Origin of the sequence: Paraburkholderia sp. JPY465 (assembly GCF_050436725.1) — a bacterium.
In the GTDB taxonomy this organism is placed as follows: Bacteria; Pseudomonadota; Gammaproteobacteria; order Burkholderiales; family Burkholderiaceae; genus Paraburkholderia; species Paraburkholderia youngii.
Window position 1 is genome coordinate 2,556,673 of sequence record NZ_JBNDMT010000003.1, and the last position, 24,929, is coordinate 2,581,601.

Sequence of the window (24,929 nt, forward strand, 5' to 3'; positions counted from 1 at the left end):
TTTCCGGGTACGCGCCGCGTTGAAGCGGCGCCGCGCGGGACAAGCGCAAAGCCCGCGCACGGCCGCAAGCAGACGCAACAACGCGGGCAACGTCCTGCATTATGACAGTGACGGCGGCGGCGCGACGGCCGACCCGGCGCGCCGACAGCGCATAAATTCACAGCACAGAGCTTCACCGCACCACCACGAGGAACACACATCAGATGGCTCAAGATTCTGTCGCCGGCGAGGCCGGCTCCACCTACGCGCCGCTCACGCCGGTGCCCGACGCGCGCCGCGCGTTCCGTACCGGCGACGCGTTCGCGCTGTGGTTCTCACTCGGCATCGGCCTGCTCGTCGCCCAGGCGGGCGCGCTGCTGGTGCCGGGGCTGTCGCTGCCGCACGCGCTCGTCGCAATCGTACTGGGCAGCGTGATCGGCGTCGTGCTGCTCGCGCTCGCGGGCGTGATCGGCACCGACACCGGCCTCGCGGCGATGTCGTCGCTGCGTCCGACGCTCGGCGTGCGCGGCGCGTCGGTGCCGGCCGTGCTGAACATGGTGCAACTGGTCGGCTGGGGCTCGTTCGAAGTGATCGTGATGCGCGATTCCGCCGATGCGCTCGCGAAACAGGCATTCGGCCTGTCGATGCCGCTCGTGTGGACCGTGATCTTCGGCCTGCTCGCAACCTTGCTCGCGATCAGCGGCCCGCTGTCGTTCGTGCGGCGCTTTCTGCGCAAGTGGGGGATCTGGCTGCTACTCGCGGGCGCCGCGTGGCTCACGTGGAACCTGCTCGCGCGCCACAATCTCGCGGACCTGATGCAGCGCCCCGGCACCGGCGAGATGTCGTTCGGCGGCGCGGTCGACCTCGTGGTCGCGATGCCGCTGTCGTGGCTGCCGCTGATCGCCGACTACACGCGCTTCGGCCGTCGCGCTGGCGAGACGTTCCGCGGCACGCTGTACGGCTATGGCATCGCGAACATCTGGTTCTATGCGCTCGGCGCGGTCTATGGCCTCGCGGCCGGCGGCGGCGATGCATTGCTCACCGGTGCGCTCGCGCAAGCAGGCGGCGGGTTTGCGCTGCTGCTGATCCTGATCGACGAAATCGACAATGCGTTCGCCGATATCCATTCGGCCGCGGTGTCGACCGGCACGTTCTGGAGTCGCGCGAGCGTGCCGCTGCTGTCGGCTGCGTTCGGCGCGCTGTGCACGCTGATCGCGCTGCTCGTGCCGATGGCGAAGTACCAGAACTTCCTGCTGTTGATCGGCTCGGTATTCGCGCCGCTGTTCGGCGTCGTGCTGATGGATCACTTCATCGTGCGCAAGCGCCGCATCGATGCCGCGATCCTCGCCGATGTGCGCGGCCGCTACGGCTTCTCGGGCGGTTGGCACCTGAGCGCGTTCGTCGCGTGGGCGATCGGCATCGCGTCGTATCAGGTGATCAATCAATGGCTGCCGAATCTCGGCGCCACGCTGCCGTCGCTCGCGATCGGCGCGGTGTGCTACTACGTGTTCGTATCGGCGCGCAAGACTGCGTATGCATGAGCGCGCCAGTCTGAGCGCGTTGCATTAGACGCGGCCGCCAGAAAATAAAAAGACCTGCGATGCAGTTGCAGGTCTTTTTTATGGCGGTAAAACCGCCTGCCGCCGTTCGCGCCGCCGGCTATTTCTTCGCGGCTTTGCGCCGACGCGATTCGACCTTTCGACACAGGTCCGTGAGCAGCCAACGGGCGACAGTCTCGGGGCGGTTCGGCGCGTACGACGCGAATTTGCTCTCGTTCGAGAAATGGACGACGACGGTGCCCGTCATGATGCGATAGGTTCCGGCATAGTTCACGCCATCCAATTCGACACTGAGCGCGTGGGTGGTTTCGTATTCCGCGAAAGTCAAAGGAAGAGCGATATCTCAAAAACGAGTATCTCTACGATTTTTCGGAAGTCAAAAAGGATATGCAATTCGTTGCATATTGAAATATTACCGACAGGTAATCATTGCGGTTTTTGCCCGACAAACCCAAATAATGTGCACGCTATGTGCATGAAAAATCTCAGAGCTATTGCCGTTCAAGGGAAACCGACGGCGCATCGGCAAAACGTTCAAGCGCGCGATTGCCTTCCCGATGGGCTTCGGCCTCATCGATAAAAGTTTTTTCGCTATATGCAATGACCTTGAAACCACTTCCCGCCGACCGTGGAACCGTGATACCCCAATGCCACCCGCCCTCCTGTTCGAATACATGGAGGGACGGGGACAAGCGTAAATCGTGTGACGTAGACAATCTCATGACATGCCTCACCTTTCCAGACATTCGAAGCGACAACCAGCTTCGACCAGTTTAGGCGTTATTTTGTTGCGTTGCAGCAAAAAATTGTTAGAGACTGCGAGCCCAATTCTGGAAATGATCGGACGCGCTAACTCAGCCCATCAGCGATGCCGGTCTTTACAGTCTCGCACTAAATCATTACGTCTGCCGGTACGACGATTTGATTTTCATCGCGGCACAGAGCGCGCATCTTAAGCAATCCGCGCGCCTCGTGCCAGGCGAAACAAAAAAGCCGCGCTCGACAAGCGCGGCTTCGCCGGCGCGCACCGCGCGATTCATCCGTTGATCACGTCCGCGCCCTTCGGCACCGTGAACTTGAATGCATCGGACGGCAGTTGCGGATTTTTCTGGATGTTCGAGAAAGTCAGCAGGGTGACGTTACCGAACACGTCGTGCAATTCCATCGCTTCGAGATTACCGTCCTTGAAACCGATGCCGACCCGTTCGAACTGCGTGTCCTTCGCCTTCGGCGTCAGTTCAAGCCAGTCGATGCCGGCCTTCACGCCCGCGTCGCGCAGCGTGAAATTCTTGTCCAGATCGTTGCTGCCGAACAGGATCGCCGCCGGGCTCGCGCCGAGCGCGTTGCCGAGCGCGCGCACCGTCACCTGGTTCAGATCCTTGTCATAGACGAACAGCTTGTCGCCATCCGCCTGCAGCAATTGCGAGTAGGGCTTCTCGTATTGCCAGATGAACTTGCCGGGCCGCGCGAACATGAACGTGCCGCTCGACGTGGTCGGCTTGCCCGGATTCGCGGTAGACAGCGCGGCGCTCGCACCCTGCGCCTTGCTCGGCGCGCGCACTTCCTGCTGCACGAAGGTGCCGCGCGCGGAATGGACCTGCGAGACGAAGGCCTTCAGTTGCTCGGTGCCGCTCGCGAACGCGTGCGACGCGACGAGCAGCGACGCACCGATCGCGACACTGCCGGCGGCGCGCGCGATCTTGCGCATGCCGCGGCACACGCGCTCGCCGAGGCGGCCCGCTCGACGCTGTCGGGCATCCTGCTGCGCGATTGCTTGCATAGGTATTTCTCCGTTGAATGAATTCGGTGATGGGCTGCGCCGGTTCGCCGCACTCGCTGAACACAAAGTGACCTGGGCCGGCGTCGAGCCGCGATGGCGCACATGGCGCACATGGCGCACATGGCGCTAGACCCAGCGGCGCTCGCAATAGCTGCAATGGCTTGTTGCGGCTATTCCGCTTCGCGCGCCGGCGCCAGAATCTCGCGATTGCCGTTCGACGACATCGCCGACACCACGCCCGAATTCTCCATCTGTTCGAGCAGACGCGCCGCCCGGTTGTAGCCGATGCGCAGGTGCCGCTGCACCAGCGAAATCGACGCCCGACGATTCTTCAGCACGACGTCGACCGCCTGATCGTATAACGGGTCCGACTCGCCTTCGGTGGACGCGGTTCCCGCCGAGCCTTCGTCGCCCTCGCCGCTCACGCCGCCCTCGAGAATGCCCTCGATATAGTTCGGCTCGCCCTGCTCCTTGAGCTTGTCGACGACGCGATGCACTTCGTCATCCGACACGAACGCGCCGTGCACCCGCACCGGCAAACCAGTGCCCGGCGGCAGATACAGCATGTCGCCCATGCCGAGCAGCGACTCGGCGCCCTGCTGATCGAGGATCGTGCGCGAGTCGATTTTCGACGACACCTGGAACGCCATGCGGGTCGGCACGTTGGCCTTGATCAGGCCGGTGATCACGTCGACCGACGGACGCTGCGTCGCGAGGATCAGATGGATGCCGGCCGCGCGTGCCTTCTGCGCGATTCGCGCGATCAGCTCTTCGACCTTCTTGCCGACGACCATCATCAGGTCGGCCAGTTCGTCGATGACGATCACGATGTTCGGCAAACGCATGAGCGGTTCGGGATCGTCAGGCGTCAGACTGAACGGATTCGGCAGCTTCTCTTCGCGCTTGGCCGCTTCGTCGATCTTGTTGTTGTAGCCGGCGAGGTTGCGCACGCCGACCTTGCTCATCAGCTTGTAGCGGCGCTCCATTTCGGCGACCGCCCAGTTCAGCGCATGGCCCGCCTGACGCATGTCGGTGACGACCGGACACAGCAAATGCGGAATGCCTTCGTAGACGCTCATTTCGAGCATCTTCGGATCGATCAGGATCATGCGCACCTGCTCGGCGCTCGCCTTGTACAACAGCGACAGGATCATCGCGTTGATACCGACCGACTTGCCCGAACCGGTCGTGCCGGCGACGAGCAAATGCGGCATCTTCGCGAGGTCAGCGCACACCGGCTTGCCGCCGATGTCCTTGCCGAGGCCCATCGTGAGCGGCGACGCGGCATCCGCATACACGGTCGAGCCGAGAATTTCGGACAGGCTCACGGTCTGACGGCGCTGGTTCGGCAGCTCCAACGCCATGTAGTTCTTGCCCGGAATCGTTTCGACGACGCGGATCGACACGAGCGACAGCGAACGCGCGAGGTCCTTCGCGAGGTTGACGATCTGACTGCCCTTCACACCGGTGGCCGGCTCGATTTCATAGCGCGTGACGACCGGGCCCGGATACGCGGCGACCACGCTCACTTCGACGCCGAAGTCCTTCAGCTTCTTCTCGATCAGGCGCGAAGTGAATTCGAGCGTGTCCGCGGAAATGGTTTCCTGCGCGGCGGGCGCGGGGTCGAGCAACGAGATGGGCGGCAGCGTGGAGTCGCCTGGCAGATCGGTGAAGAGCGGCACCTGGCGTTCCTTCTCGACACGCTCCGACTTCGCCGGCGCGGCGAGCGGCGGCACGATCACCACGGGCTCGTGCTCCTCGATGCGCACGCGGCCCTTCTCGACCTTGCCTTCGCGCTTCACGGCGGCCGCTTCACCGAGCTTGCGATCGAGCCCGGCCTCGCGGCGCAGCTTCGCGAAGGTCACCGCAGAAATGATCGATTCGCCGACCTTCTCCGCGACCGACAGCCACGAAAAACGGAAGTACAGCGACAGCCCGATGCCGAGACCGAGCAGAAGCGCGAGCGTGCCGCCGGTGAAGCCGAGCGCATGCGAGATGCCGCGCGCGACAGCCTCGCCGATCACGCCGCCAGGCGCACGCGGCAACTGCACTCTCAGCGACCACATGCGCAGCGCCTCCAGGCCGTTGCACGACAGCAGCACGAGCATGAACGCGAACGCGTCCGCGAGCCAGCTGACGCCGCGCGGCGCGTCGTCGTCCTGCGGCTCTTCGTTGCGGGTGATGCGCTTGTAGTTCGCGGAGATGTGGCGGCCGAGCAGCACGATCCACCAGTAGGCGGACAGGCCGAACAGCAGCAGCAGGATGTCTGAAGTCCATGCGCCGACGCGGCCCGCCCAGTTCGAGATATGGTCGACCTGCGCTGCATGGGTCCAGCTCGGGTCGTGCCTGCTGTAGCTGACGAGGGACATCAGCAGGAACACGCCGAGGGCCACCTGCAGAATCCAGCGGATTTCGGTGAGGAGGCGCGACATGCGGTGAGGCAATGCCTGCGCGCTCGCGGTATAGGGAGCTTTTGCCATTGATCCTGTTGCCTGGGGTAGCCGGTTCAGGCTGAAACTGCCGCCGGGAACGCGGCCCGAGCCTCGCCGCGCGCGGCTTCGGGCCCGATCCCGGCTACCGGAAACTTCGATCCGGGCTATTGTAAACGCTGTGTCCCGCGCGAGGCTGTAAATGACGGTAACTTGGCGGTTTGACCACAATGGATGCGCGACGCGCGCTAAATTCGTCGTATCGCGCCGCGTGCTCACCCCGCGCGCCCACGCCGCCACGCTATCGCGGCGATGAGAAAGCTTGATGGCGCAGCCCTACGCCCCGCCCTTTATAATGCCGGTCTGATATCCATCTACAGTTTCAGTTCAAAAACGCACGGCTACGCAATGGCGAGCCGCGCGCCGTACAAGGATTCGATCATGCCCGCAACTGCAACGAAACACGCCAAGGTTCTGATTCTCGGTTCCGGCCCCGCCGGCTATACGGCGGCGGTTTACGCGGCGCGCGCCAACCTCGCGCCGGTACTCGTCACCGGCCTCGCGCAAGGCGGCCAGCTGATGACCACGACCGACGTCGAAAACTGGCCCGCCGACGCCAACGGCGTGCAAGGCCCGGAACTGATGGCGCGCTTCCTCGAGCACGCCGAGCGCTTCAACACAGAAATCATCTTCGACCACATCCACACGGCGAAGCTCGATGAGAAGCCGATTCGCCTGATCGGCGATTCGGGCGAATACACCTGCGACTCGCTGATCATCTCGACGGGTGCATCGGCGCAATATCTCGGCCTGCCGTCGGAAGAGGCGTTCATGGGCAAGGGCGTGTCGGCCTGCGCGACCTGCGACGGCTTCTTCTACAAGCAGCAGCACGTCGCCGTGATCGGCGGCGGCAATACGGCCGTCGAAGAGGCGCTGTACCTCGCCGGCATCGCGAAGAAGGTCACCGTGATCCATCGCCGCGACAAATTCCGCGCCGAGCCGATCCTGATCGACCGTCTGCTCGCGAAGGAGAAGGAAGGCGTCGTCGAGATCAAGTGGAACCATGTGCTCGAAGAAGTGACCGGTGACAATTCCGGCGTGACCGGCCTGCGCATCAAGCACACGCAGACTGGCGAGACCACCGACATCGCGCTGCAGGGCCTGTTCGTCGCGATCGGTCACAAGCCGAACACGGACATCTTCGAAGGCCAGCTCGAGATGAAGAACGGCTACATCATCACCAAGGGCGGCCTGAACGGTTTCGCGACCGCGACCAGCGTGCCGGGTGTGTTCGCCGCCGGCGACGTGCAGGACCATATCTATCGCCAGGCGATCACGAGCGCGGGCACCGGCTGTATGGCCGCACTGGATGCGCAGCGCTATCTCGAGACCATCAACGAGATGGCCGGCGAGCACGCGATGAGCGCGGAAGCGGACCGGTGATCCGCTGATCCACGGCGCGCCGCCATCGGGCGGCGCGAACTCGCGACCACGGTCGCGACAGTAAAATGACGGTAGCGCGCAGCGCAGCCGTCATTGGCTCACGAAGGCCGCGGCTGCAATGCCGGCGGCCTTTGTCGTTTTTGCCGCCTCGGCTTCGCACCACCCACCGACCTTTCCGCCTGTATTGCCGACATGCCGAAGAATCAGCCCCATCCGAACGAACCGAAACGTCCGCAGCCCCCCGCGCGCCCCGCGCCCGCGACGGCTGCACCCGCCGTCGCGCCGAAGCTCGATCGCGCGTCCGGGCTCGCCGGGCTCGGCGCGTTGCGTAACGCGTTGAAGGGTGACGCCGAGCGACGCGAGCGTGAACAGGCTGCGGCGCGAGCGGCGCAGCGCGAAGCGGCCGCCGACGCCGATCTGTTCCGCCGCGAGATCGGCAAAGTCGCGCCGCTCGCGATTCCGCCACGTGCGACGCTCACGCGCAATCCCCCGCCGCCCCTGCCGGTGCAGACGCTGCTCGATGAGGAAGCGGTGCTGCACGAAGCGATCTCCGACGAATTCGACCCCGAAGTGCTGCTGGAAACCGACGAAACGCTGTCGTATTGCCGCCCCGGCGTGAGCCGCGACGTCGTGCGCAAGCTGCGGCGTGGCGACTGGATCGTGCAGGCGCAGATCGACCTGCATGGCATGCGGCGCGAAGAAGCACGCGAGGCGCTCGCGGAATTCATTCGCGAATCGGTCAAGCGCGGCCTGCGCTGCCTGCGCGTGATTCACGGCAAGGGTTTGGGGTCGATCGGCAAGGAGCCGGTGCTGAAAGGCAAGGTGCGCGCGTGGCTCGTGCAGAAAGCCGAAGTGATCGCGTTCTGTCAGGCGCGCCCGCATGACGGCGGCGCCGGCGCGGTGGTCGTGCTGCTGCAGCCGGGGTCGTTGCCGCCGCATGGGGCAAACGTGAAGGTCTGAGGTCGATTTTTTCGGCCGTCGTTCGTCGTGGGGTAAACGGCCAGCCTGGCCGTCGCGCGGTGGCTCTCGCCGCCACCGTGGATTCGTGCTGTGCAACCTTCAAAGGTGATCGCGATGCCCCTGAAGCTTTATGCCCATCCGTTCTCGTCGTACTGCCAGAAGGCCCTGACCGCGTTGTACGAAAACCACACGCCGTTCGAGATGCGCGTGCTCGCATACGACGACCCGCAGATCATGGCCGAATTCGCCGCGCTGTGGCCGATCAAGCGCTTCCCGGTGCTCGTCGACGGCGGGCGCACGGTGGTCGAGGCGACCATCATCATCGAATATCTGGGCCTGCATTATCCGGGGCCTGTCGCGTTGTTGCCGGCCGACCCGCGCGCCGCGCTCGAGGTGCGCATGCTGGACCGCTTCTTCGACAACTACATTTCGACGCCGCAGCAAAAGGTCGTGTTCGATAGCCTGCGCCCCGAAGCCGAGCGCGACGCGCGTGGCGTCGCCGATGCGCGCGCGATGCTCGACACCGCTTACGCCTGGCTCAATCGCCACATGGCCGAGCGCGAATGGGCCGCTGGCGACAGCTTCAGCCTCGCCGACTGCGGCGCCGCCCCGTTCCTGTTCTACGCCGACTGGACGCATCCGATCGACCCCGCGTTCGCGCACGTGCGCGCGTACCGGCAGCGGCTGCTCGCGCGGCCGTCGTTCGCCCGCGCGGTCGACGAGGCGCGGCCGTATCGGCCGCTATTTCCGCTCGGCGCGCCGGACCGGGATTGAGCCGCGAGCGGCGGTGGCTGATTCGCGCGAAAGAGGCGCGGCAGACAACCTGATTTCGTGGCTGTAGACTTCCTGTCGTGTCGCAAACCTGCCCCGCTCTTCTCTTGGCTCACCACCACAAGGCACCCTATGGACCGTTTCGAAGCGATGGAGATCTTCGCGCGCGTGGTCGAAGCGAACAGCTTCACCAAGGTTTCGGAATCGCTCGATCTGCCGCGCGCGAAGGTCAGCCGCACGATCCAGGCGCTCGAGGAACACGTCGGCGTGCGGCTCCTGAACCGCTCGACGCGCCAGGTCAGCGTGACCGAAGACGGCGCGTCGTTCTACGAGCGTTGCGTGCGCATTCTCGCCGACGTCGCCGATGCCGAGTCGTCGCTATCGAACAAGCGTGAGAATCCGGCCGGCACGATCCGCGTCGACACGTCCGGCACGCTCGCGCGCTCGCTGCTGCTGCCCGCGCTCGACGACTTCTACGAACAATATCCCGCGATCGACGTACGTCTCGGTCTCGCGGATCGCAACATCGATCTGATTCAGGACGGCGTCGATTGCGTGATCCGCATGGGCACGCTCGAAGAGTCGAGCCTCGTCGCGAAGCGCATCGGGCTTGCGCGCATCGTCACATGCGCGTCTCCCGCGTATCTGCAGAAGTTCGGCACGCCGACCACGCTGGCCGACCTCGGCGAGCATCGCGCGGTCAACTACGTGTCCGCGCGCAGCGGCCGCACCTTCCCGTTCGAATTCGAAGTGGACGGCGAAATCGAGCGCGTCGCGATGGATAGCACGCTCGCCGTCAACGACGGCTCGGTCTACATCACCGCGGGCGTGCTGGGCCACGGCATCATCCAGCCGTCGCGCTTCATGGTCGCCGAGCTGATCGAGCAAGGCGCGCTCACGGAGATTCTCGGCAACTACACGAGCCCCGGCACGCCGCTGTCGATCCTGTATGCGCATCGCCGCAATCTGAGTTCGCGGCTGCGCGCGTTCATCGATTGGGTCGGCGAGCTCGCGCGCAGCAATCCGGATTTGCGTTTGCCCGAGTCGGCATGACGGCTCCAAAAGCAAAAGCCCCATGCGCAACTGAACGCATGGGGCTTTTCTGATGCGACGTCTCTAGCGCGTATGCGACCGCTTACGCAATCCGCTCTTCATTCGACGGATCGAACAACACCGCCTTCGACGTATCGAACAGCAGCGTCGCATTCTTCTCCGGTTGCGGGTTCGACGCCGGGTGCACGCGGCTCACGATGCGCTTGCCGTTGACCTGTGCGAACACCAGCGTGTCCGGACCGGTCGGCTCGATCACGTCGACCTTCACTTCGACCGGCTGCAGCTTCGAGTCGTCGCCGTGCGCGCTGCGCGCATCGGTGATGCGCTCCGGACGCAGACCGAGAATCACGTTGTTGCCGATGTGCGAGCGCACCTTCGCCGAATCGAACGGCAGCACCAGCACCTTGCGCGCGATGCCCGTATCGAGTTCGATGCCGACACCCGAGCCCTGCTCGACCAGCTTGCCTTCGATGAAGTTCATCGGAGGCGCGCCGATGAAGCCCGCGACGAACAGGTTCGACGGCGAGTCGTAGATTTCCTGCGGCGCGCCGAACTGCTGGACGATGCCGTCCTTCATCACCGCGATGCGGTCGCCGAGCGTCATCGCTTCGATCTGGTCGTGCGTCACGTAGACGATCGTCGTGCCGAGGCGCTGATGCAGCAGCTTGATTTCCGAGCGCATCTCGATACGCAGCTTCGCGTCGAGGTTCGACAGCGGCTCGTCGAACAGGAACATCACCGGATCGCGCGCCAGTGCGCGGCCCATCGCGACGCGCTGACGCTGGCCGCCCGACAGCTGACCCGGCTTGCGGTCGAGCAGATGCTTGATCTGCAGCGTGTTCGACACGCGCTCGACGATCTGCGTCTGCTCCTGCTTCGGCACCTTGCGGATGTTCAGCCCGAACGAGATGTTGTCGCGCACCGTCATCGACGGATACAGCGCGTACGACTGGAACACCATCGCGATGTCGCGATCTTTCGGCGACAGGTTGTTGACGGTCTTGCCGTCGATCTGGATCTCGCCCTTGGTCACGGTTTCGAGACCGGCAATCATGTTGAGCAGCGTCGACTTACCGCAGCCCGAGCCGCCGACCAGAATCAGGAACTGGCCGTCTTCGATGTCGATATTGACACCCTTCAGAACCGGCACCCCGTTCGGGTAGGTCTTGTACACGTCACGGATGGAAAGGCTTGCCATGCTGTGAATCCTCTAGTCTCTGGTACTGCTTGAAAACGTCTTGTCAGGTGACGGCGGCACGCATTCGGTGAAACGCCGTCGCTCTACGATGATTTAACCCTTCACCGCGCCCGCGGTCAGGCCGCGCACGAAGTAACGTCCGGCGATGATGTAGACGAGCAGCGTGGGCAGCGCCGCGATGATCGCGCCGGCCATGTCCACGTTGTATTCCTTCACGCCGGTCGAGGTGTTCACGAGATTGTTCAGCGCCACGGTGATCGGCATCGAATCGACGCCGGAGAACACGATACCGAACAGGAAGTCGTTCCAGATCTGCGTGAATTGCCAGATCAGGCACACCATGAAGATCGGCAGCGACACCGGCAGCAGAATCTTCGTGAAGATCGTGAAGAAGCCCGCACCGTCGATACGCGCGGCCTTCACGAGTTCAGCCGGCACGCTCACGTAGAAGTTGCGGAAGAACATCGTCGTGAACGCGATACCGTAGATCACGTGCACGAGCACCAGACCGCTCACCGTGTTCGACAGGCCGAGGATGCCTTCGAGGCGCGCCATCGGCAGCAGGATCGCCTGGAACGGGATGAAGCAGCCGACCAGCAGCATCGTGAAAATCGGATCGGCGCCGCGAAAACGCCAGTGCGTGAGCACGTAGCCGTTGAACGCGCCGATGATCGACGAGATCAGCACGGCCGGAATCACCATGCGCACCGAGTTCATGAAGAACGGCTGCATGCCTTCGCAACGCACCCCCGTACACGCGCCGCTCCACGCCTTGACCCACGGCGCGAAGGTCCAGCTCGTCGGCGGCGTCAGCAGGTTGCCGGTGCGCAGCTGATCGATGTCCTTGAACGATGTCGACAGCATCACGTACAACGGAAACAGGAAGTACAGCGCGAACAGAAGCAGGGCCGCGTAAATGACGGCACGGCTCATCGTCATCTTAGGTTGCATTGCGGGTGCTCCTCGATTCCAGATACATCAGCGGCACGAGCACGGCCACCACGGTGGCGAGCATCATGATCGACGAGGCCGCGCCGACGCCGAGCTGCCCGCGATTGAACGAAAACGTGTACATGAAGATGGCCGGCAGCGACGACGACGTGCCCGGACCGCCGGCGGTCAGCGCGACGACCAGGTCGAACGTCTTGATGGTGATGTGGCAAAGAATCAGCAGCACGGAGAAGAACACCGGCCGCATGCTCGGAATCACGATCTTGCGGTAGATGGTCGGCAGGCCCGCGCCGTCCATCTGCGCGGCCTTGAAGATTTCACTGTCGACGCCGCGCAAACCGGCGAGGAACAGCGCCATCACGAAGCCGGTGGACTGCCAGACCGCGGCGATCACGATACAGAAGATCGCCCGGTCCGGGTCGCCGAGCCAGTTGAACTCGAAGCTCGTCCAGCCCCAGTCGTGAAACACCTTCTCGATGCCAATGCCCGGCGACAGAATCCATTGCCACGCGGTGCCGGTCACGATGAACGACAGCGCCATCGGATACAGGAACACGGCGCGCAGCGCGCCTTCGTTGCGGATCTGCTGATCGAGCAGGATCGCGAGCAACAGACCCAGACCGATGCAGATACCGATGAACGGAATGCCGAACCAGCCGAGGTTCTCGGCCGAAGTCCAGAACACGTCGTTCTGGAACAGCTCGCGATAGCGGTCGAGACCCGCGAATTCCCAACGAGGCATCAGTCGCGAAGTAGACAGCGACAGATAGCCGGTGATTGCGATAAAGCCATATACGAAGATCAGGCTGATCACGACGCTGGGTGCGAGCACCAGCTTCGGAATATAGCGATCGGCAAGGGCCGCCATGGGCGACGTGCGGCGGGCGACGGTGGCCGTTTTCCCGTTCCCGCTGATGGAAGCAGTCACTACTCGACTCCTGCTGAAACTGTACCGCCGGGCTGCCCGTGCGCACATGGCGCGGGACCGCGACGGCCTGGGTGTGACTCCATGAAACCCGGGTAAGCCGCGTCCTGCCGGACTGCGCTGCGAACCGAAGCAGCTCGAGGTCCGACCCGACACGGCCCGAAGGGCGCGCCCGGCGCTTCAGATGCAAGCGGCCGGGCGCAACGCTTCGTACCTACGCTTACTTGGTCTTCGCTGCCTTCGCGAGAGCCTGAACCGCGGTCTTCGAATCTTGCTGCGAGTTCATGAACTTCGTCACGACGTCGGAGATCGCGCCTGCAGCGGCATCCGGCTGAGCCATACCGTGAGCGAGCGACGGCACATAACCGCCGGCCTTGATCGCGATTTGCTCATCCGCGTACGACTTCTTCGCGCAGTCGTCGAACTTGTCCATCGGCACGCCGAGACGCACCGGGATCGAACCCTTGTACAGGCTGAACTGCTCCTGGAACTCCGGCGACATGATCGTCTTGGCGAGCGAGAGCTGGCCCGGCGTCGCCGCCTTCTGGCCCTTCTGCTGGAAGAACACGAACGAGTCGACGTTGAACGTGTACGCCTTGTCCGTTTGCGGCACCACCGCGCAGATGTAGTCCGTGCCCGACTTCTTGCCGGCGTTGGTAAACTCGCCCTTCGCCCAGTCGCCCATGAACTGCATGCCGGCCTTGCCGTTGATGACCATCGCCGTGGCGAGGTTCCAGTCACGGCCCGTGCGGCCCGCGTCGAAGTAGCCCTGGATCTTGCGGACCGTGTCGAACACCTGAACCATCTTCTCCGAGGTCAGCGTCTTCTCGTCGAGGTCGACGAGCGCCTTCTTGTAGAAGTCCGCGCCTTCCGACAGCACGACGTCTTCCCACAGCGTCAGGTCTTGCCACGGCTGGCCGCCCATCGCGATCGGCTGGATGCCCGCGGCCTTCATCTTGTCGGCCACCGCGAAGAACTCAGGCCACGTGGTCGGCACCTTGCCGCCTGCCTTGTCCAGCGCTGCCTTGTTGATGTACAGCCAGTTCACGCGATGCACCGAGAACGGCGCGCCGACATAGTGGCCGTCCGCTTGCATGATCTTGTCGATTTGCGGCGGCAGGTTCTTCTTCCAGTCGCCCGCGACCGAGTCGATCGGCACCAGCACGCCCTGCGAAGCCCAGTCCTGGATCAGCGGACCCTTGATCTGCGCGGCGCTCGGCGCGTTGCCCGAGATCACCTGCGTCTTCAGTGCCGTCATCGCAGCCGCGCCAGCGCCGCCTGCGACCGCGAAGTCCTTCCACGTGTAGCCCTGCTTCGTCATGTCGTCCTTGAGGACGCCGACGGCCTTGGATTCGCCGCCCGAAGTCCACCAGTGCAGCACTTCGATCGACTCGGCGGCCTGCACGGCCGACACGCCACACATCAGACCCGCAGCGCACAGAGCGCCCATGATCGCGCGAAATTTCATTGCTTATCTCCTCCAGACACCTGAACAAAAAAACGAATGGCCCCTGATGTCGCCAGGGTGCTGTGGTTGGTTCTAACAGGCAAAACACCGGGCGATCGAGCACGGTCGGGCGCATGCGCGAGGGCATGTGCCGGCGGACCGATGTCCGGCCGCTGGACGCTCAAGAGGTGAGTGGTTCGGGATGCAACTGACTGTCTCCTCTTTTGATTTTTGCCTGCCCGCATCGCGCGGCAGACTCGAGGTACCTCATACACCAATCCGACGCCAGCCTGACGTCGGCCACGGAAACGATCCGCAGGCCCGTCGACTCCCCGACTTTCCGTAAGGTCCGCCGGCACCCTGCTGGCGCGTACCGGAAAGCGTTGCCCCATTGTCCGTTCGCATGCCGGGGACGCCCGCCGATTCGCAAAAAGCGTGCATTTCGTCTGCACAGCGCACGCTCTTTTTCTTCGAATTAACGCTACCTCTTGATTTGGATTGTAGTTAAACTACAATTCAGTGTCAAAAAATATTTTATTGGACTACGGTCGCTTTTCCGGGTCGCTGCACGTGCAGTGTCCGATCAGCGCGGCGGCCTTTCAGGACATCGACGGAGACTCATGCATACCGACTCAAGCTTCACCTTCGTTCTCTTCGGCGGCACCGGCGATCTGTCGATGCGCAAGATCCTGCCCGCGCTGTTCGAGGCGCACCGCGCGGGCGGCATGCTCGCCGACAACGGCAAGATCGTCGCGGTCGCGCGGCACATCGCGGATCGCGGCGAGTACCTGCAGTGGGTCGAGGGGCACGTCAAGCCGCACGTGTCGAAAAACGGCCTCGACGAAGCCGCGTGGACGAGCTTCCTCGCGCGCATCGAGTTCGTGAAGATCGATCTCGGCAATCCGGATGACTTCGCGCAACTGCGCGACGCGATCCAGGATATGCCCGGCATCCGAGTGTTCTATCTGGCGACCGGTCCGTCGCTGTTCGTGCCGATCTGCCATGCGCTCGCCGCGGTGGGTCTGAATAACAACGCGCGCATCGTGCTCGAGAAGCCGCTCGGCTACGATCTGAAGTCGTCGAATGCGATCAATGACGCGGTCGGCGAAATCTTCGCGGAAGAGCAGATCTACCGGATCGACCATTACCTCGGCAAGGAGCCGGTGCAGAACCTGCTCGCGCTGCGTTTCGGCAATGCGCTGTTCGAACCGCTGTGGCGCCGCGAGTGGGTGGAGAGCATCCAGATCACGATCGCCGAGGAACTCGGTGTCGAAGCGCGCGGCGATTTCTACGACAATACTGGCGCGCTGCGCGACATGGTGCAGAACCACCTGCTGCAACTGCTGTCGATCGTCGCGATGGAGCCGCCCCACTCGATGGACTCCGACTCGGTTCGCGACGAAAAGCTGCGCGTGCTGCGCGCGCTAAAACCGGTCGATTCGCAGGAAATCGGCAAGGTCGCGGTGCGCGGCCAGTATCATTCGGGCGTGATCCGCGGCAACACGGTGCCGGCCTACGCGACCGAGCAAGGCGTGAAGCCGGATAGCTCGACCGAGACCTTCGTCGCGCTGAAGGTCGAGATCGAGAACTGGCGCTGGGCCGGCGTGCCGTTTTTTCTGCGCACCGGCAAGCGGCTCGCCGATCGCGTCGCCGAGATCGTCGTGAATTTCCGTGCGGTGCCGCATTCGGCGCTTGGCGCGTCGGCGCTGCGCGCGGGTGCGAACCGCCTCGTGATCCGGCTGCAGCCGAACGAGACGATCCGTCTGTACTGTCTCGCGAAGCAGCCCGGCGAGGGTATGAACCTCGCGAGCGTATACCTCGATCTCGCGTTCGACCGGTTCTTCCGCGAAGGCCAGATGGAGGCGTATCAACGGCTGCTGCTCGACGTGATTCACGGGCGCCTCGCGCTGTTCGTGCGGCGCGACGAACAGGAAGCCGCGTGGCGTTGGGTCGAGCCGATCCTGAACGAATGGAAGGCCTCCACCAAGCCGCCCAAGCCGTACGCGGCGGGCACGTGGGGACCGGCCGCGGCGAGCGCGATGCTCGCCCAGCACGGCACCTGCTGGCTCGAAGAAGAGAATTGAGTTTGATGAATTGACGGACGGCGCCGCGCGCGATGAACATCTCGGCGCGCGGCGACGGCAACACCACCGACGAACTGAACGGAGTCGCGCCGGTATCGCGTCAGGCGTCTGCGGGCCACCCCGCCATGCAGGCATCGCGCGAGAGCAGTCAGGCTGATTCCGCAGATCCAACAAGAATGCAGCACGGAGGAGAAGTGATCGAGCTTCACGCTTTCGACGACCAGCGCGCCCAATCCGACGCGCTGGCGAAAGCGGTGGGCGATGCGTTACATGCGTCGCTTGCCGCACAGGCAGCCGGCACCGGCACGTCAACCCCGCTCGCGCGCCCGGCCATGCTGGCCGTGTCCGGCGGCAGCAGCCCGCGTCCGTTTCTGCAAACGTTGTCGACGCAGACGTTCGACTGGCCCCGCATCGCGATCACGCTGGTCGACGACCGCTGGGTGCCGGAGACCGATAGCGCGAGCAACGCGCAGCTCGCGCGCGCCATGTTGCTGCAGAACGCCGCGCAACAAGCGACCTTCTGGCCGCTCGTCGACACCAGCCAGGATCTGCACTCGCACGTCGCCGCGCTGAACGCGGACGCGCGCTTTGCCACGGCGCCCGACGTCGCGGTGCTGGGCATGGGCGAAGACGGCCACACCGCGTCGATCTTCGCCGACGCGCCCGAATGGGATCACGCGATCACCACGACCGAGCGTTTCGTCGCCGTGCATCCGGGCGCCGCGCCGCACGCGCGGGTGAGCTGGTCGCTGTCCGCGCTGAAGGACGTGAAGCATCTGTTTCTGCTGATCGCAGGACCGCGCAAGATGGACGTGCTCAACGCCGCATCCGCTGCGCTACAAAAAAATGCCATCTCGCAACTGGCAAACGACAAGGGAGTGAGACTCGATGTCTACTGGTGTGCAAACTAAAGCTGTGCCGGGGGCGGCCCAGCACGCCGATGGACCGAGGCTGCTGGCCGACATCGGCGGTACCAATGCGCGTTTCGCGCTCGAGACGGGCCCTGGCGAAATCGGTTCGGTGCAGGTCTATCCTTGCGCCGAGTATCCGAGCGTCGCCGACGTCATCAAGAAGTATCTGAAGGACACGAAGATCGGCCGCGTCAATCACGCGGCGATCGCAATTGCGAACCCGGTCGACGGCGACCAGGTCAGCATGACCAATCACGACTGGACCTTTTCGATCGAAGCGACGCGCCGCACGCTCGGCTTCGACACGCTGCTCGTCGTCAACGACTTCACCGCGCTCGCGATGGCGCTGCCCGGTCTCACCGACACGCAGCGCGTGCAGGTGGGCGGCGGCCAGCGCCGGCCCAACAGCGTGATCGGCCTGCTCGGCCCCGGCACCGGCATGGGCGTGTCGGGCCTGATCCCCGCCGACGACCGCTGGATCGCGCTCGGCAGCGAAGGCGGCCACGCCACCTTCGCGCCCGCCGACGAACGCGAAGAGATCGTGCTGCACTACGCGCGCAAGAAGTGGTCGCACGTGTCGTTCGAACGGGTGGCCGCGGGTCCGGGCCTCGAGGTGATCTATCGCGCGCTCGCGGGCCGCGACAAGAAACGCGTGCCGGCCAGCGTCAATCCGGCCGAGGTGGTCAAGCGCGCGCACGAAGGCGAGCCGCTCGCGGCCGAATCGGTCGACGTGTTCTGCGGCATTCTCGGCACCTTCGCCGGGAATATCGCGGTGACGCTCGGCGCGCTCGGCGGCATCTATATCGGCGGCGGTGTGGTGCCGCGCCTCGGCGAGTTGTTCGCGCGTTCGTCGTTCCGCAAGCGCTTCGAGGCGAAGGGCCGCTTCGAGGCGTATCTGCAGAACGTGCCGACCTATGTGATCACCGCCGAATACCCAGCGTTTCTCGGCGTATCGGCGATTCTCGCGGAGCAGCTGTCGAACCGCGCGGGCGGCAGCTCGTCGGCGGTGTTCGAGCGGATTCGCCAGATGCGCGACGCGCTGACGCCGGCCGAGCGCCGCGTCGCCGATCTCGCGCTGAACCATCCGCGTTCGATCATCAACGATCCGATCGTCGACATCGCGCGCAAGGCCGACGTCAGTCAGCCGACCGTGATCCGCTTCTGCCGCTCGCTCGGCTGCCAGGGGTTGTCGGATTTCAAGCTGAAGCTCGCGACCGGCTTGACCGGCACGATTCCGGTCAGCCACAGCCAGGTGCATCTCGGCGACACCGCGACCGATTTCGGCGCGAAGGTGCTCGACAACACGGTGTCGGCGATCCTGCAGTTGCGCGAGCATCTGAACTTCGAGCACGTGGAGCGCGCGATCGACCTGCTGAACGGCGCGCGGCGCATCGAGTTCTACGGGCTCGGCAATTCGAACATCGTCGCGCAGGACGCGCACTACAAATTCTTCCGCTTCGGCATTCCGACCATCGCGTATGGTGACCTGTACATGCAGGCGGCCTCGGCCGCGCTGCTCGGCAAGGGCGACGTGATCGTCGCGGTGTCGAAGTCGGGGCGCGCGCCCGAGCTGCTGCGCGTGCTCGACGTCGCGATGCAGGCCGGCGCGCAGGTGATCGCGATCACCTCGAGCAACACGCCGCTCGCGAAGCGCGCGACCGTCGCGCTGGAAACCGATCACATCGAGATTCGCGAGTCGCAACTGTCGATGATCTCGCGCATCCTGCACCTCGTGATGATCGACATTCTGGCGGTCGGCGTGGCGATTCGCCGCGCGGTGCCGAGCGATGAGGTGGCCGAGACGGTCGAGAAAGCGCGCGAAGGCGCCGACGACGACGCAACGGCCGTACTCGACTGGCTGAGCCACGGCGCGGCTTCGTCGGCGCGCGACTGACGCGCGGTTAGCTGCTGTCCCGCTGCGCTTGCGGTGAACGAACCCGCGGCGTGTGCATCGTCTGTGATGCGCACGCCGCGGGTTTTTCTGTTCGGGGGACGCGAAAAGCGATCGATAATAAGCGCTCTATCGCTTCAGACGAACCGCGCGTCCATGATCATTCGCCCGCATCTCCACTGGTTCCGCATGCTGCTCGCGTGGCGCGGCTCGGTGCTGCCGCAGTTGCTGCCGCGGCTTTTCCTGATCTTTGTCATCTCGATCATTGCGCTCGCCGCGCACGATCATCTGCTGCCCGTCAGCCTGAACCTGAACTCGATCGCGCCGTTCTCGCTGGTCGGCATTGCGCTCGCGGTGTTTCTCGGCTTTCGCAACAACGCGAGCTACGACCGCTGGTGGGAAGCGCGCAAGCTGTGGGGACAATTGCTCAATGAGTCGCGCTCGCTGACGCGCCAGGCGCTGACGCTGCCGTCGCGCGAATTGCCCAAAGAGGAAGCCGCCGCGTTTCTGGCGATACTGAGCGCGCTTCCGCATGCGCTGCGTCACCAGTTGCGCAAGACCGAAGCCCGCGACGACCTTGCCGCGCGGCTGCCGGGCGCACTGTTCGAACGTGTAATGGGATCGCGCTACAAGCCGGCCACGCTGATGCTGTGCCTCGGCGAATGGGTGCAGCGCGCGGCGCGCGCGGGCGCACTCGATCCGATCACGGTGCTCGCGTTCGACCGCAATCTGAACGGACTATCGGACGTGATCGGCGGCTGCGAGCGCATCGCTTCGACGCCGTTGCCGTTCGCGTATTCGGTGATGATCCACCGCACCGTGTACTTCTTCTGCGCGTCGCTGCCGTTCGGGCTCGTCAACAGCATCGGCATTTTCACGCCGGTGTTCGCGGTGTTCGTCGCGTACACGTTCATGGCGCACGAAGCGATCGCGTCGCAGCTCGAAGAGCCGTTCGGCACCGACGACAACGACCTCGCGCTCAACACGATGTCCGCGATCATCGAGGATGCGATGCGCGATCTGCGCGGCGAGCCGGCGCTCGCGCCGCCGCAGCCGCGCGCAGACGGTGTTCAATGGGATTGAAGCTGCGGCGGGTCGCGCCGCTCGGCGGCCGTCAGTGGTTGCCGGCCGTTTCGGAGAGCCGTTTGATCGTCGCGACGCGCGCGCCGATGATGTCGATTCGTCCGCGTTCGTCCACGAGCGGCGTCGATGCCGTCAGATACGCATTCCACGCGCGTTGCGCGTGCACCAGCGTGGGCCGCGACTTCGCCGGCATCTTCGATTCGAGCACACGGTAGTAGCGGTTCAGATCAAACATCGCGTGTTCGCAGCGCGCATCGGCGTTGCACGCGCGCGGCCGGCGCGGCGCCGGACCGCTCGCATCGGCGAGCGCGCTGCGCAGCACGAGCGCGCGGTCGCGTACCGGCTGCAGCTGCATGTCGGCTTCGGAAAGCACGTACATCGAGCCCTGGGTCGTCGCGAAGACCGCGGCGAGCAACTGCTTCTCGGCATCGCGCGACGCGAGCCAGCTCGACTGGCTCTTTTCCCACAGCCTGCGCCGCGCGGGCGGCACCTTCGCGAGCAACTGCTGGTACGCGCTATCGACCGCGGCCATCCAGCCGATGCGCGCATTGTCCATGCACTGCACCTGCCCGATCGTCGTCGACATGTCGGCGCGCGCGAGACAGGTGCGCATCGCCGCATCGATCGGATCGGCGGCGGCCACTTCGGCATGCGCCGCCGGACTCGCGATGGCGCCGAGCACCAGCGTGCCGGCCGCGAGCGCGAACGCCAGCACGCCGGCCCCGCGCCGCCAGCGCCCGATGGCGGGCAGGCCCGTCAGCAACTTCACCCACGCCATCGTCAGATGCGCACGCAATCGACGAAATATTCGATGCGCCCGTTGACCATTTCGCCGACGAGCCCGTGGATATCCGTATGGAAGCCCGGGAAGCGCTCGTTGAACTCGCGCGCGAAACGCAGGTAGTTGACGATGGTCTTGTTGAAGCGCTCGCCCGGAATCAGCAGCGGAATGCCCGGCGGATACGGCGTCAACAGGATCGATGTGACGCGGCCTTCGAGTTCGTCGATCGGTACCCGGTCGATCTCGCGGTGCGCGAGCTTCGCGAATGCGTCGGACGGCTTCATCGCCGGCTCCATGCTCGACAGGTACATCTCGGTCGTCAGACGCGCGATGTCGTTCGCGCGATATACGCCGTGGATCTGCTGGCACAGATCGCGCAGGCCGACACGCTCGTACATCGGATGATGCGCGACGAACTCGGGCAGCACGCGCCACAGCGGCTGGTTGGTGTCGTAGTCGTCCTTGAACTGCTGCAACTCGGTCACCATCGAGTTCCAGCGGCCCTTCGTGATGCCGATCGTGAACATGATGAAGAACGAGTACAGGCCCGTCTTCTCGACGATGATGCCGTGCTCGGCCAGGTACTTCGTGACGATCGCCGCGGGAATGCCGGTGTCGTCGAAGCCGCCGTCCATGTTGAGACCCGGCGTGACGATCGTCGCCTTGATCGGGTCGAGCATGTTGAAGCCTTCGGCGAGCGGGCCGAAGCCGTGCCACGCGTCGTCCGGACGCAGCATCCAGTCTTCGCGCGAGCCGATGCCTTCCTCGGCGAACTGGTCCGGGCCCCACACCTTGAAGAACCAGTCGTCGCCGTATTCGGTGTCGACCTTGGTCATCGCGCGGCGGAAGTCGAGCGCTTCGGCGATCGATTCCTCCACGAGCGCGGTGCCGCCCGGCGCTTCCATCATCGCCGCGGCGACGTCGCACGAAGCGATGATCGCGTACTGCGGGCTTGTCGACGTATGCATCAGATAGGCCTCGTTGAAGCGATGCTTGTCGAAGCGGCTGTTCTTTGAATCCTGCACGACGATCTGCGACGCCTGCGAGATGCCGGCGAGCAGCTTGTGCGTGGAGTGCGTCGCGTAGATCATCGCGCCGATGCGCGGACGGCCCGCGCCGATCGCGTGCATGTCCTGATAGAACTCGTGGAATTCCGCGTGCGGCAGCCACGCTTCGTCGAAGTGCAGCGTGTCGAGCCATTCGCCCAACATCTCCTTGATCATCTCGACGTTGTAGACCACGCCGTCGTACGTGCTTTGCGTGATCGTCAGGATGCGCGGCTTCAGGTTCGGGTTCTTCGCGAGCGCTTCGCGCGCGAACGGATTCGCCTCGATCTTCTTGCGGATGTTCTCCGGTTCGAACTCGCTGCGCGGGATCGGGCCGATGATGCCGAAGTTGTTGCGCGTCGGCGTCAGGAACACCGGAATCGCGCCGGTCATCGTGATCGCGTGCAGGATCGACTTGTGGCAGTTGCGGTCGACCAGCACGATGTCGCCCGGCGCAACCGTGCCGTGCCAGACGATCTTGTTCGACGTCGACGTGCCGTTGGTCACGAAGAACACATGGTCGGCGCTGAAGATGCGCGCGGCGTTGCGCTCCGAGGCCGCGACCGGACCGGTGTGGTCGAGCAGCTGGCCGAGTTCGTCGACCGCGTTGCAGACGTCGGCGCGCAGCATGTTCTCGCCGAAGAACTGGTGGAACATCTGGCCGAGCGGGCTCTTCAGGAACGCGACGCCGCCCGAGTGGCCCGGGCAGTGCCACGAGTACGAACCCTCTTCCGCGTACTGCACCAGTTCCTTGAAGAACGGCGGCGCGAGCGAATCCAGGTACACCTTCGCCTCGCGGATGATATGGCGTGCGACGAACTCCGGCGTGTCCTCGAACATGTGGATGAAGCCGTGCAGTTCGCGCAGGATGTCGTTCGGCAGATGGCGCGAGGTGCGCGTCTCGCCGTACAGGAAGATCGGGATGTCGGCGTTGCGGCGGCGCACTTCGGTCACGAACGCGCGCAGCGCGACGATCGCGGCCGCTAGCTCGGGTGTCTCGCCTTCGACGACCACGTTGTCGACGTACGGCAGCAGTTCGTCGTCGTCGATCGACAGGATGAAGCACGACGCGCGGCTCGACTGCTGCGCGAACGAGGTCAGATCGCCGTAGCTCGTCAACCCGAGCACTTCCGCGCCTTCTTTCTCGATGGCTTCGGCCAAAGCCCGGATGCCGGAACCCGAGATGTTCTCGGAGCGGAAATCTTCGTCGATGATGACGACGGGGAAACGGAACTTCATGGGCGATTCTCCAAAAAGAAAACGACCGCTGCGTTATGTAGAAAGCGCAGCGGTCACCCGAATAACTGGTGGGTCGGGACGCTGCCGACGTCAGGTCTTCGGCAACGTGACGCCGTGCTGACCTTGATACTTGCCGCCGCGATCCGCGTACGACGTTTCACAAATCTCATCGCTTTCGAAGAAAAGCACCTGGGCGACGCCTTCGTTCGCGTAGATTTTCGCAGGCAAAGGTGTCGTATTCGAGAATTCGAGCGTGACGTGCCCTTCCCATTCCGGCTCGAACGGCGTCACGTTGACGATGATCCCGCAGCGCGCATACGTCGATTTGCCGAGGCAGACGGTCAGCACGCTACGCGGAATGCGGAAGTACTCGACCGTGCGCGCGAGCGCGAACGAATTCGGCGGGATGATGCAGACGTCGCCCTTGAAATCGACGAACGACTTCTCGTCGAAGTTCTTCGGATCGACGATCGTCGAGTTGATGTTGGTGAAGATCTTGAATTCGTCGGCGCAGCGGATGTCGTAGCCGTAGCTCGAGGTGCCGTAGCTGACAATCTTCCGGCCGTCTTGTGAGACGCGAACCTGATCGGGCGCAAACGGCTCGATCATCTTGTGCGACTCGGCCATGCGCCGGATCCACTTGTCAGATTTGATGGTCATAGGTGAACGCTGCTCGACGTGAATGTCAGGTGTGACGAAAAGATAGATGAAAACTGCCGGCGGCGCTGCGGCGCTCAGCCGGCGAAGGCCGCTTATTTTACGCGATCACGGAATCGCTGCCGCCGATGGCGTCATGTATGCCACCGAGCGGTGGCCTGGCGGCGAAAGCGCGCTCGCCGTTCACTGCTGGCGAATCACGCCGCAGGCGATGGCCGTGCCAGCGCCGTGCTGAGGGTACGCGTAGGGATCGGTCGCGTCGCGGTGCAGCAAAACCGCGCGCTGCAGTACCGAGCGGATGCCGTCGAGCGCGACGTCCGGCGCGACGATGAAGCCGGTGGCCACGCCGTTCGCGTCCGCATGGATGTTGCCGAGATCGCCCTCGACGCGCGCGCCGGCCTTGAGCCGTTCGGCCGCCGGCGAAAACACCGGACCGGCGCTTGAGCCGTCGGCGGCGTTGCAGTCGCCGCGCTCGTGCACCTGCAGCGCGTGGTCGCTATTGGGCGGCAAGCCGGGGAGATTGTAGGTGACCTGCACGCCGTCCGAGCGCTCGATAAAGGTCACGAGGCCGTGTGCCTGATTGCCCACGGTGGGCAGTAACTGCGCGTCGGCGCGCTTTTCCTGTGGTCTCAGGAAGACGCCACAGCCGCTCAACAGCACACAGCCGGCAGTCAGGACGATGAACGCATGTACCGCGTGCCCGTCGATTCGTTTTCCCATGCGATCCTCTTGTCGGCCTGGC

At 64.2% G+C, this 24,929-nt stretch carries 20 protein-coding genes; 10 read left to right on the forward strand and 10 right to left on the reverse strand.

The genetic code is table 11. The annotated features are described in order from the left end of the window. Positions 1–203 precede the first annotated feature (203 nt). Positions 204–1,520, forward strand: coding sequence for a putative hydroxymethylpyrimidine transporter CytX (gene cytX / locus QFZ94_RS26470; RefSeq protein ID WP_429460583.1), 1,317 nt, complete (start codon positions 204–206; stop codon positions 1,518–1,520). 59 nt (positions 1,521–1,579) lie between these two features. Further along, positions 1,580–1,795 carry a hypothetical protein gene (locus tag QFZ94_RS26475; RefSeq protein ID WP_429460585.1) on the forward strand — a complete coding sequence of 72 codons (216 nt, stop codon included), beginning with the start codon at positions 1,580–1,582 and terminating at the stop codon, positions 1,793–1,795. Between the two features lie 779 nt (positions 1,796–2,574). Here QFZ94_RS26475 and lolA read toward each other — a convergent pair. Both lolA and QFZ94_RS26485 read right to left on the reverse strand, forming a co-directional pair. After that, the gene (gene lolA, locus QFZ94_RS26480) at positions 2,575–3,318 is read right to left on the reverse strand and encodes an outer membrane lipoprotein chaperone LolA (protein ID WP_429460587.1); all 744 of its coding nucleotides are present in this window, start codon (positions 3,316–3,318) and stop codon (positions 2,575–2,577) included. A 170-nt stretch (positions 3,319–3,488) separates the two neighbouring features. After that, positions 3,489–5,798, reverse strand: a complete 2,310-nt coding sequence (locus QFZ94_RS26485) for a DNA translocase FtsK (protein ID WP_429460589.1) — start codon at positions 5,796–5,798, stop codon at positions 3,489–3,491. Positions 5,799–6,188: 390 nt separating this feature from the next. Between QFZ94_RS26485 and trxB the strand changes: the two genes are divergently transcribed. The 4 genes from trxB (at position 6,189) to QFZ94_RS26505 (ending at position 9,974) form a co-directional block, all read left to right on the forward strand. Next, positions 6,189–7,190: a thioredoxin-disulfide reductase gene (gene trxB / locus QFZ94_RS26490; RefSeq protein WP_368584530.1), complete on the forward strand. Its 1,002-nt coding sequence runs from the start codon at positions 6,189–6,191 to the stop codon at positions 7,188–7,190. 192 nt (positions 7,191–7,382) lie between these two features. Next, positions 7,383–8,150, forward strand: coding sequence for a Smr/MutS family protein (locus tag QFZ94_RS26495; RefSeq protein WP_429460592.1), 768 nt, complete (start codon positions 7,383–7,385; stop codon positions 8,148–8,150). A 114-nt stretch (positions 8,151–8,264) separates the two neighbouring features. After that, positions 8,265–8,924, forward strand: coding sequence for a glutathione S-transferase family protein (locus QFZ94_RS26500; RefSeq protein WP_429460594.1), 660 nt, complete (start codon positions 8,265–8,267; stop codon positions 8,922–8,924). A gap of 129 nt (positions 8,925–9,053) precedes the next feature. Further along, entirely contained in the window at positions 9,054–9,974 is a 921-nt protein-coding gene (locus QFZ94_RS26505) for a LysR family transcriptional regulator (RefSeq protein WP_429460596.1), read from the forward strand. Between the two features lie 82 nt (positions 9,975–10,056). On the opposite strand, the gene QFZ94_RS26510 is transcribed toward QFZ94_RS26505, so the two are convergent. From QFZ94_RS26510 to QFZ94_RS26525, 4 genes are all read right to left on the reverse strand, one after another. Next, positions 10,057–11,172, reverse strand: coding sequence for an ABC transporter ATP-binding protein (locus tag QFZ94_RS26510; protein WP_368584526.1), 1,116 nt, complete (start codon positions 11,170–11,172; stop codon positions 10,057–10,059). A gap of 93 nt (positions 11,173–11,265) precedes the next feature. Beyond that, entirely contained in the window at positions 11,266–12,123 is an 858-nt protein-coding gene (locus QFZ94_RS26515; protein ID WP_368584525.1) for a carbohydrate ABC transporter permease, read from the reverse strand. Then, positions 12,113–13,051, reverse strand: a complete 939-nt coding sequence (locus tag QFZ94_RS26520) for a carbohydrate ABC transporter permease (protein ID WP_176121165.1) — start codon at positions 13,049–13,051, stop codon at positions 12,113–12,115. The genes QFZ94_RS26515 and QFZ94_RS26520 overlap by 11 nt, the downstream gene beginning before the upstream one ends. Positions 13,052–13,268: 217 nt before the next feature. Then, positions 13,269–14,516 (reverse strand): ABC transporter substrate-binding protein, encoded by a 1,248-nt coding sequence (locus tag QFZ94_RS26525; RefSeq protein ID WP_410849691.1) that lies wholly within the window; start codon positions 14,514–14,516, stop codon positions 13,269–13,271. Between the two features lie 599 nt (positions 14,517–15,115). Here QFZ94_RS26525 and zwf point away from each other — a divergent pair. The 4 genes from zwf to QFZ94_RS26545 all read left to right on the forward strand — a co-directional run bounded on the left by zwf (position 15,116) and on the right by QFZ94_RS26545 (position 20,464). Next, positions 15,116–16,579 (forward strand): glucose-6-phosphate dehydrogenase, encoded by a 1,464-nt coding sequence (zwf, locus tag QFZ94_RS26530; protein WP_368584524.1) that lies wholly within the window; start codon positions 15,116–15,118, stop codon positions 16,577–16,579. Between the two features lie 194 nt (positions 16,580–16,773). Next, positions 16,774–17,490 (forward strand): 6-phosphogluconolactonase, encoded by a 717-nt coding sequence (pgl, locus tag QFZ94_RS26535; protein WP_429461930.1) that lies wholly within the window; start codon positions 16,774–16,776, stop codon positions 17,488–17,490. Next, positions 17,468–19,384 (forward strand): bifunctional transcriptional regulator/glucokinase, encoded by a 1,917-nt coding sequence (locus tag QFZ94_RS26540; RefSeq protein ID WP_368584522.1) that lies wholly within the window; start codon positions 17,468–17,470, stop codon positions 19,382–19,384. The genes pgl and QFZ94_RS26540 overlap by 23 nt, the downstream gene beginning before the upstream one ends. 153 nt (positions 19,385–19,537) lie before the next feature. Next, positions 19,538–20,464 (forward strand): bestrophin family protein, encoded by a 927-nt coding sequence (locus QFZ94_RS26545; RefSeq protein ID WP_368584521.1) that lies wholly within the window; start codon positions 19,538–19,540, stop codon positions 20,462–20,464. 31 nt (positions 20,465–20,495) lie between these two features. On the opposite strand, the gene QFZ94_RS26550 is transcribed toward QFZ94_RS26545, so the two are convergent. The 4 genes from QFZ94_RS26550 to QFZ94_RS26565 form a co-directional block, all read right to left on the reverse strand. Further along, positions 20,496–21,242: a lysozyme inhibitor LprI family protein gene (locus QFZ94_RS26550; RefSeq protein ID WP_429460600.1), complete on the reverse strand. Its 747-nt coding sequence runs from the start codon at positions 21,240–21,242 to the stop codon at positions 20,496–20,498. A gap of 2 nt (positions 21,243–21,244) precedes the next feature. Beyond that, complete coding sequence (locus tag QFZ94_RS26555) at positions 21,245–23,530, reverse strand: arginine/lysine/ornithine decarboxylase (protein WP_018431685.1); 2,286 nt, start codon at positions 23,528–23,530, stop codon at positions 21,245–21,247. A gap of 90 nt (positions 23,531–23,620) precedes the next feature. Further along, positions 23,621–24,190 (reverse strand): dCTP deaminase, encoded by a 570-nt coding sequence (gene dcd, locus QFZ94_RS26560; protein ID WP_013088723.1) that lies wholly within the window; start codon positions 24,188–24,190, stop codon positions 23,621–23,623. 180 nt (positions 24,191–24,370) lie between these two features. Further along, the gene (locus tag QFZ94_RS26565) at positions 24,371–24,907 is read right to left on the reverse strand and encodes a superoxide dismutase family protein (protein ID WP_429460603.1); all 537 of its coding nucleotides are present in this window, start codon (positions 24,905–24,907) and stop codon (positions 24,371–24,373) included. Between the last annotated feature and the right edge of the window lie 22 nt (positions 24,908–24,929).

Bases quoted from the DNA above. Each gene is read 5' to 3' on its own strand.
- cytX (WP_429460583.1), top strand. From the start codon at position 204: ATGGCTCAAGATTCTGTCGCCGGCGAGGCCGGCTCCACCTACGCGCCG.
- QFZ94_RS26475 (WP_429460585.1), top strand. From the start codon at position 1,580: ATGCAGTTGCAGGTCTTTTTTATGGCGGTAAAACCGCCTGCCGCCGTT.
- lolA (WP_429460587.1), bottom strand. From the start codon at position 3,318: ATGCAAGCAATCGCGCAGCAGGATGCCCGACAGCGTCGAGCGGGCCGC.
- QFZ94_RS26485 (WP_429460589.1), bottom strand. From the start codon at position 5,798: ATGGCAAAAGCTCCCTATACCGCGAGCGCGCAGGCATTGCCTCACCGC.
- trxB (WP_368584530.1), top strand. From the start codon at position 6,189: ATGCCCGCAACTGCAACGAAACACGCCAAGGTTCTGATTCTCGGTTCC.
- QFZ94_RS26495 (WP_429460592.1), top strand. From the start codon at position 7,383: ATGCCGAAGAATCAGCCCCATCCGAACGAACCGAAACGTCCGCAGCCC.
- QFZ94_RS26500 (WP_429460594.1), top strand. From the start codon at position 8,265: ATGCCCCTGAAGCTTTATGCCCATCCGTTCTCGTCGTACTGCCAGAAG.
- QFZ94_RS26505 (WP_429460596.1), top strand. From the start codon at position 9,054: ATGGACCGTTTCGAAGCGATGGAGATCTTCGCGCGCGTGGTCGAAGCG.
- QFZ94_RS26510 (WP_368584526.1), bottom strand. From the start codon at position 11,172: ATGGCAAGCCTTTCCATCCGTGACGTGTACAAGACCTACCCGAACGGG.
- QFZ94_RS26515 (WP_368584525.1), bottom strand. From the start codon at position 12,123: ATGCAACCTAAGATGACGATGAGCCGTGCCGTCATTTACGCGGCCCTG.
- QFZ94_RS26525 (WP_410849691.1), bottom strand. From the start codon at position 14,516: ATGAAATTTCGCGCGATCATGGGCGCTCTGTGCGCTGCGGGTCTGATG.
- zwf (WP_368584524.1), top strand. From the start codon at position 15,116: ATGCATACCGACTCAAGCTTCACCTTCGTTCTCTTCGGCGGCACCGGC.
- QFZ94_RS26540 (WP_368584522.1), top strand. From the start codon at position 17,468: ATGTCTACTGGTGTGCAAACTAAAGCTGTGCCGGGGGCGGCCCAGCAC.
- QFZ94_RS26545 (WP_368584521.1), top strand. From the start codon at position 19,538: ATGATCATTCGCCCGCATCTCCACTGGTTCCGCATGCTGCTCGCGTGG.
- QFZ94_RS26550 (WP_429460600.1), bottom strand. From the start codon at position 21,242: ATGGCGTGGGTGAAGTTGCTGACGGGCCTGCCCGCCATCGGGCGCTGG.
- QFZ94_RS26555 (WP_018431685.1), bottom strand. From the start codon at position 23,530: ATGAAGTTCCGTTTCCCCGTCGTCATCATCGACGAAGATTTCCGCTCC.
- dcd (WP_013088723.1), bottom strand. From the start codon at position 24,190: ATGACCATCAAATCTGACAAGTGGATCCGGCGCATGGCCGAGTCGCAC.
- QFZ94_RS26565 (WP_429460603.1), bottom strand. From the start codon at position 24,907: ATGGGAAAACGAATCGACGGGCACGCGGTACATGCGTTCATCGTCCTG.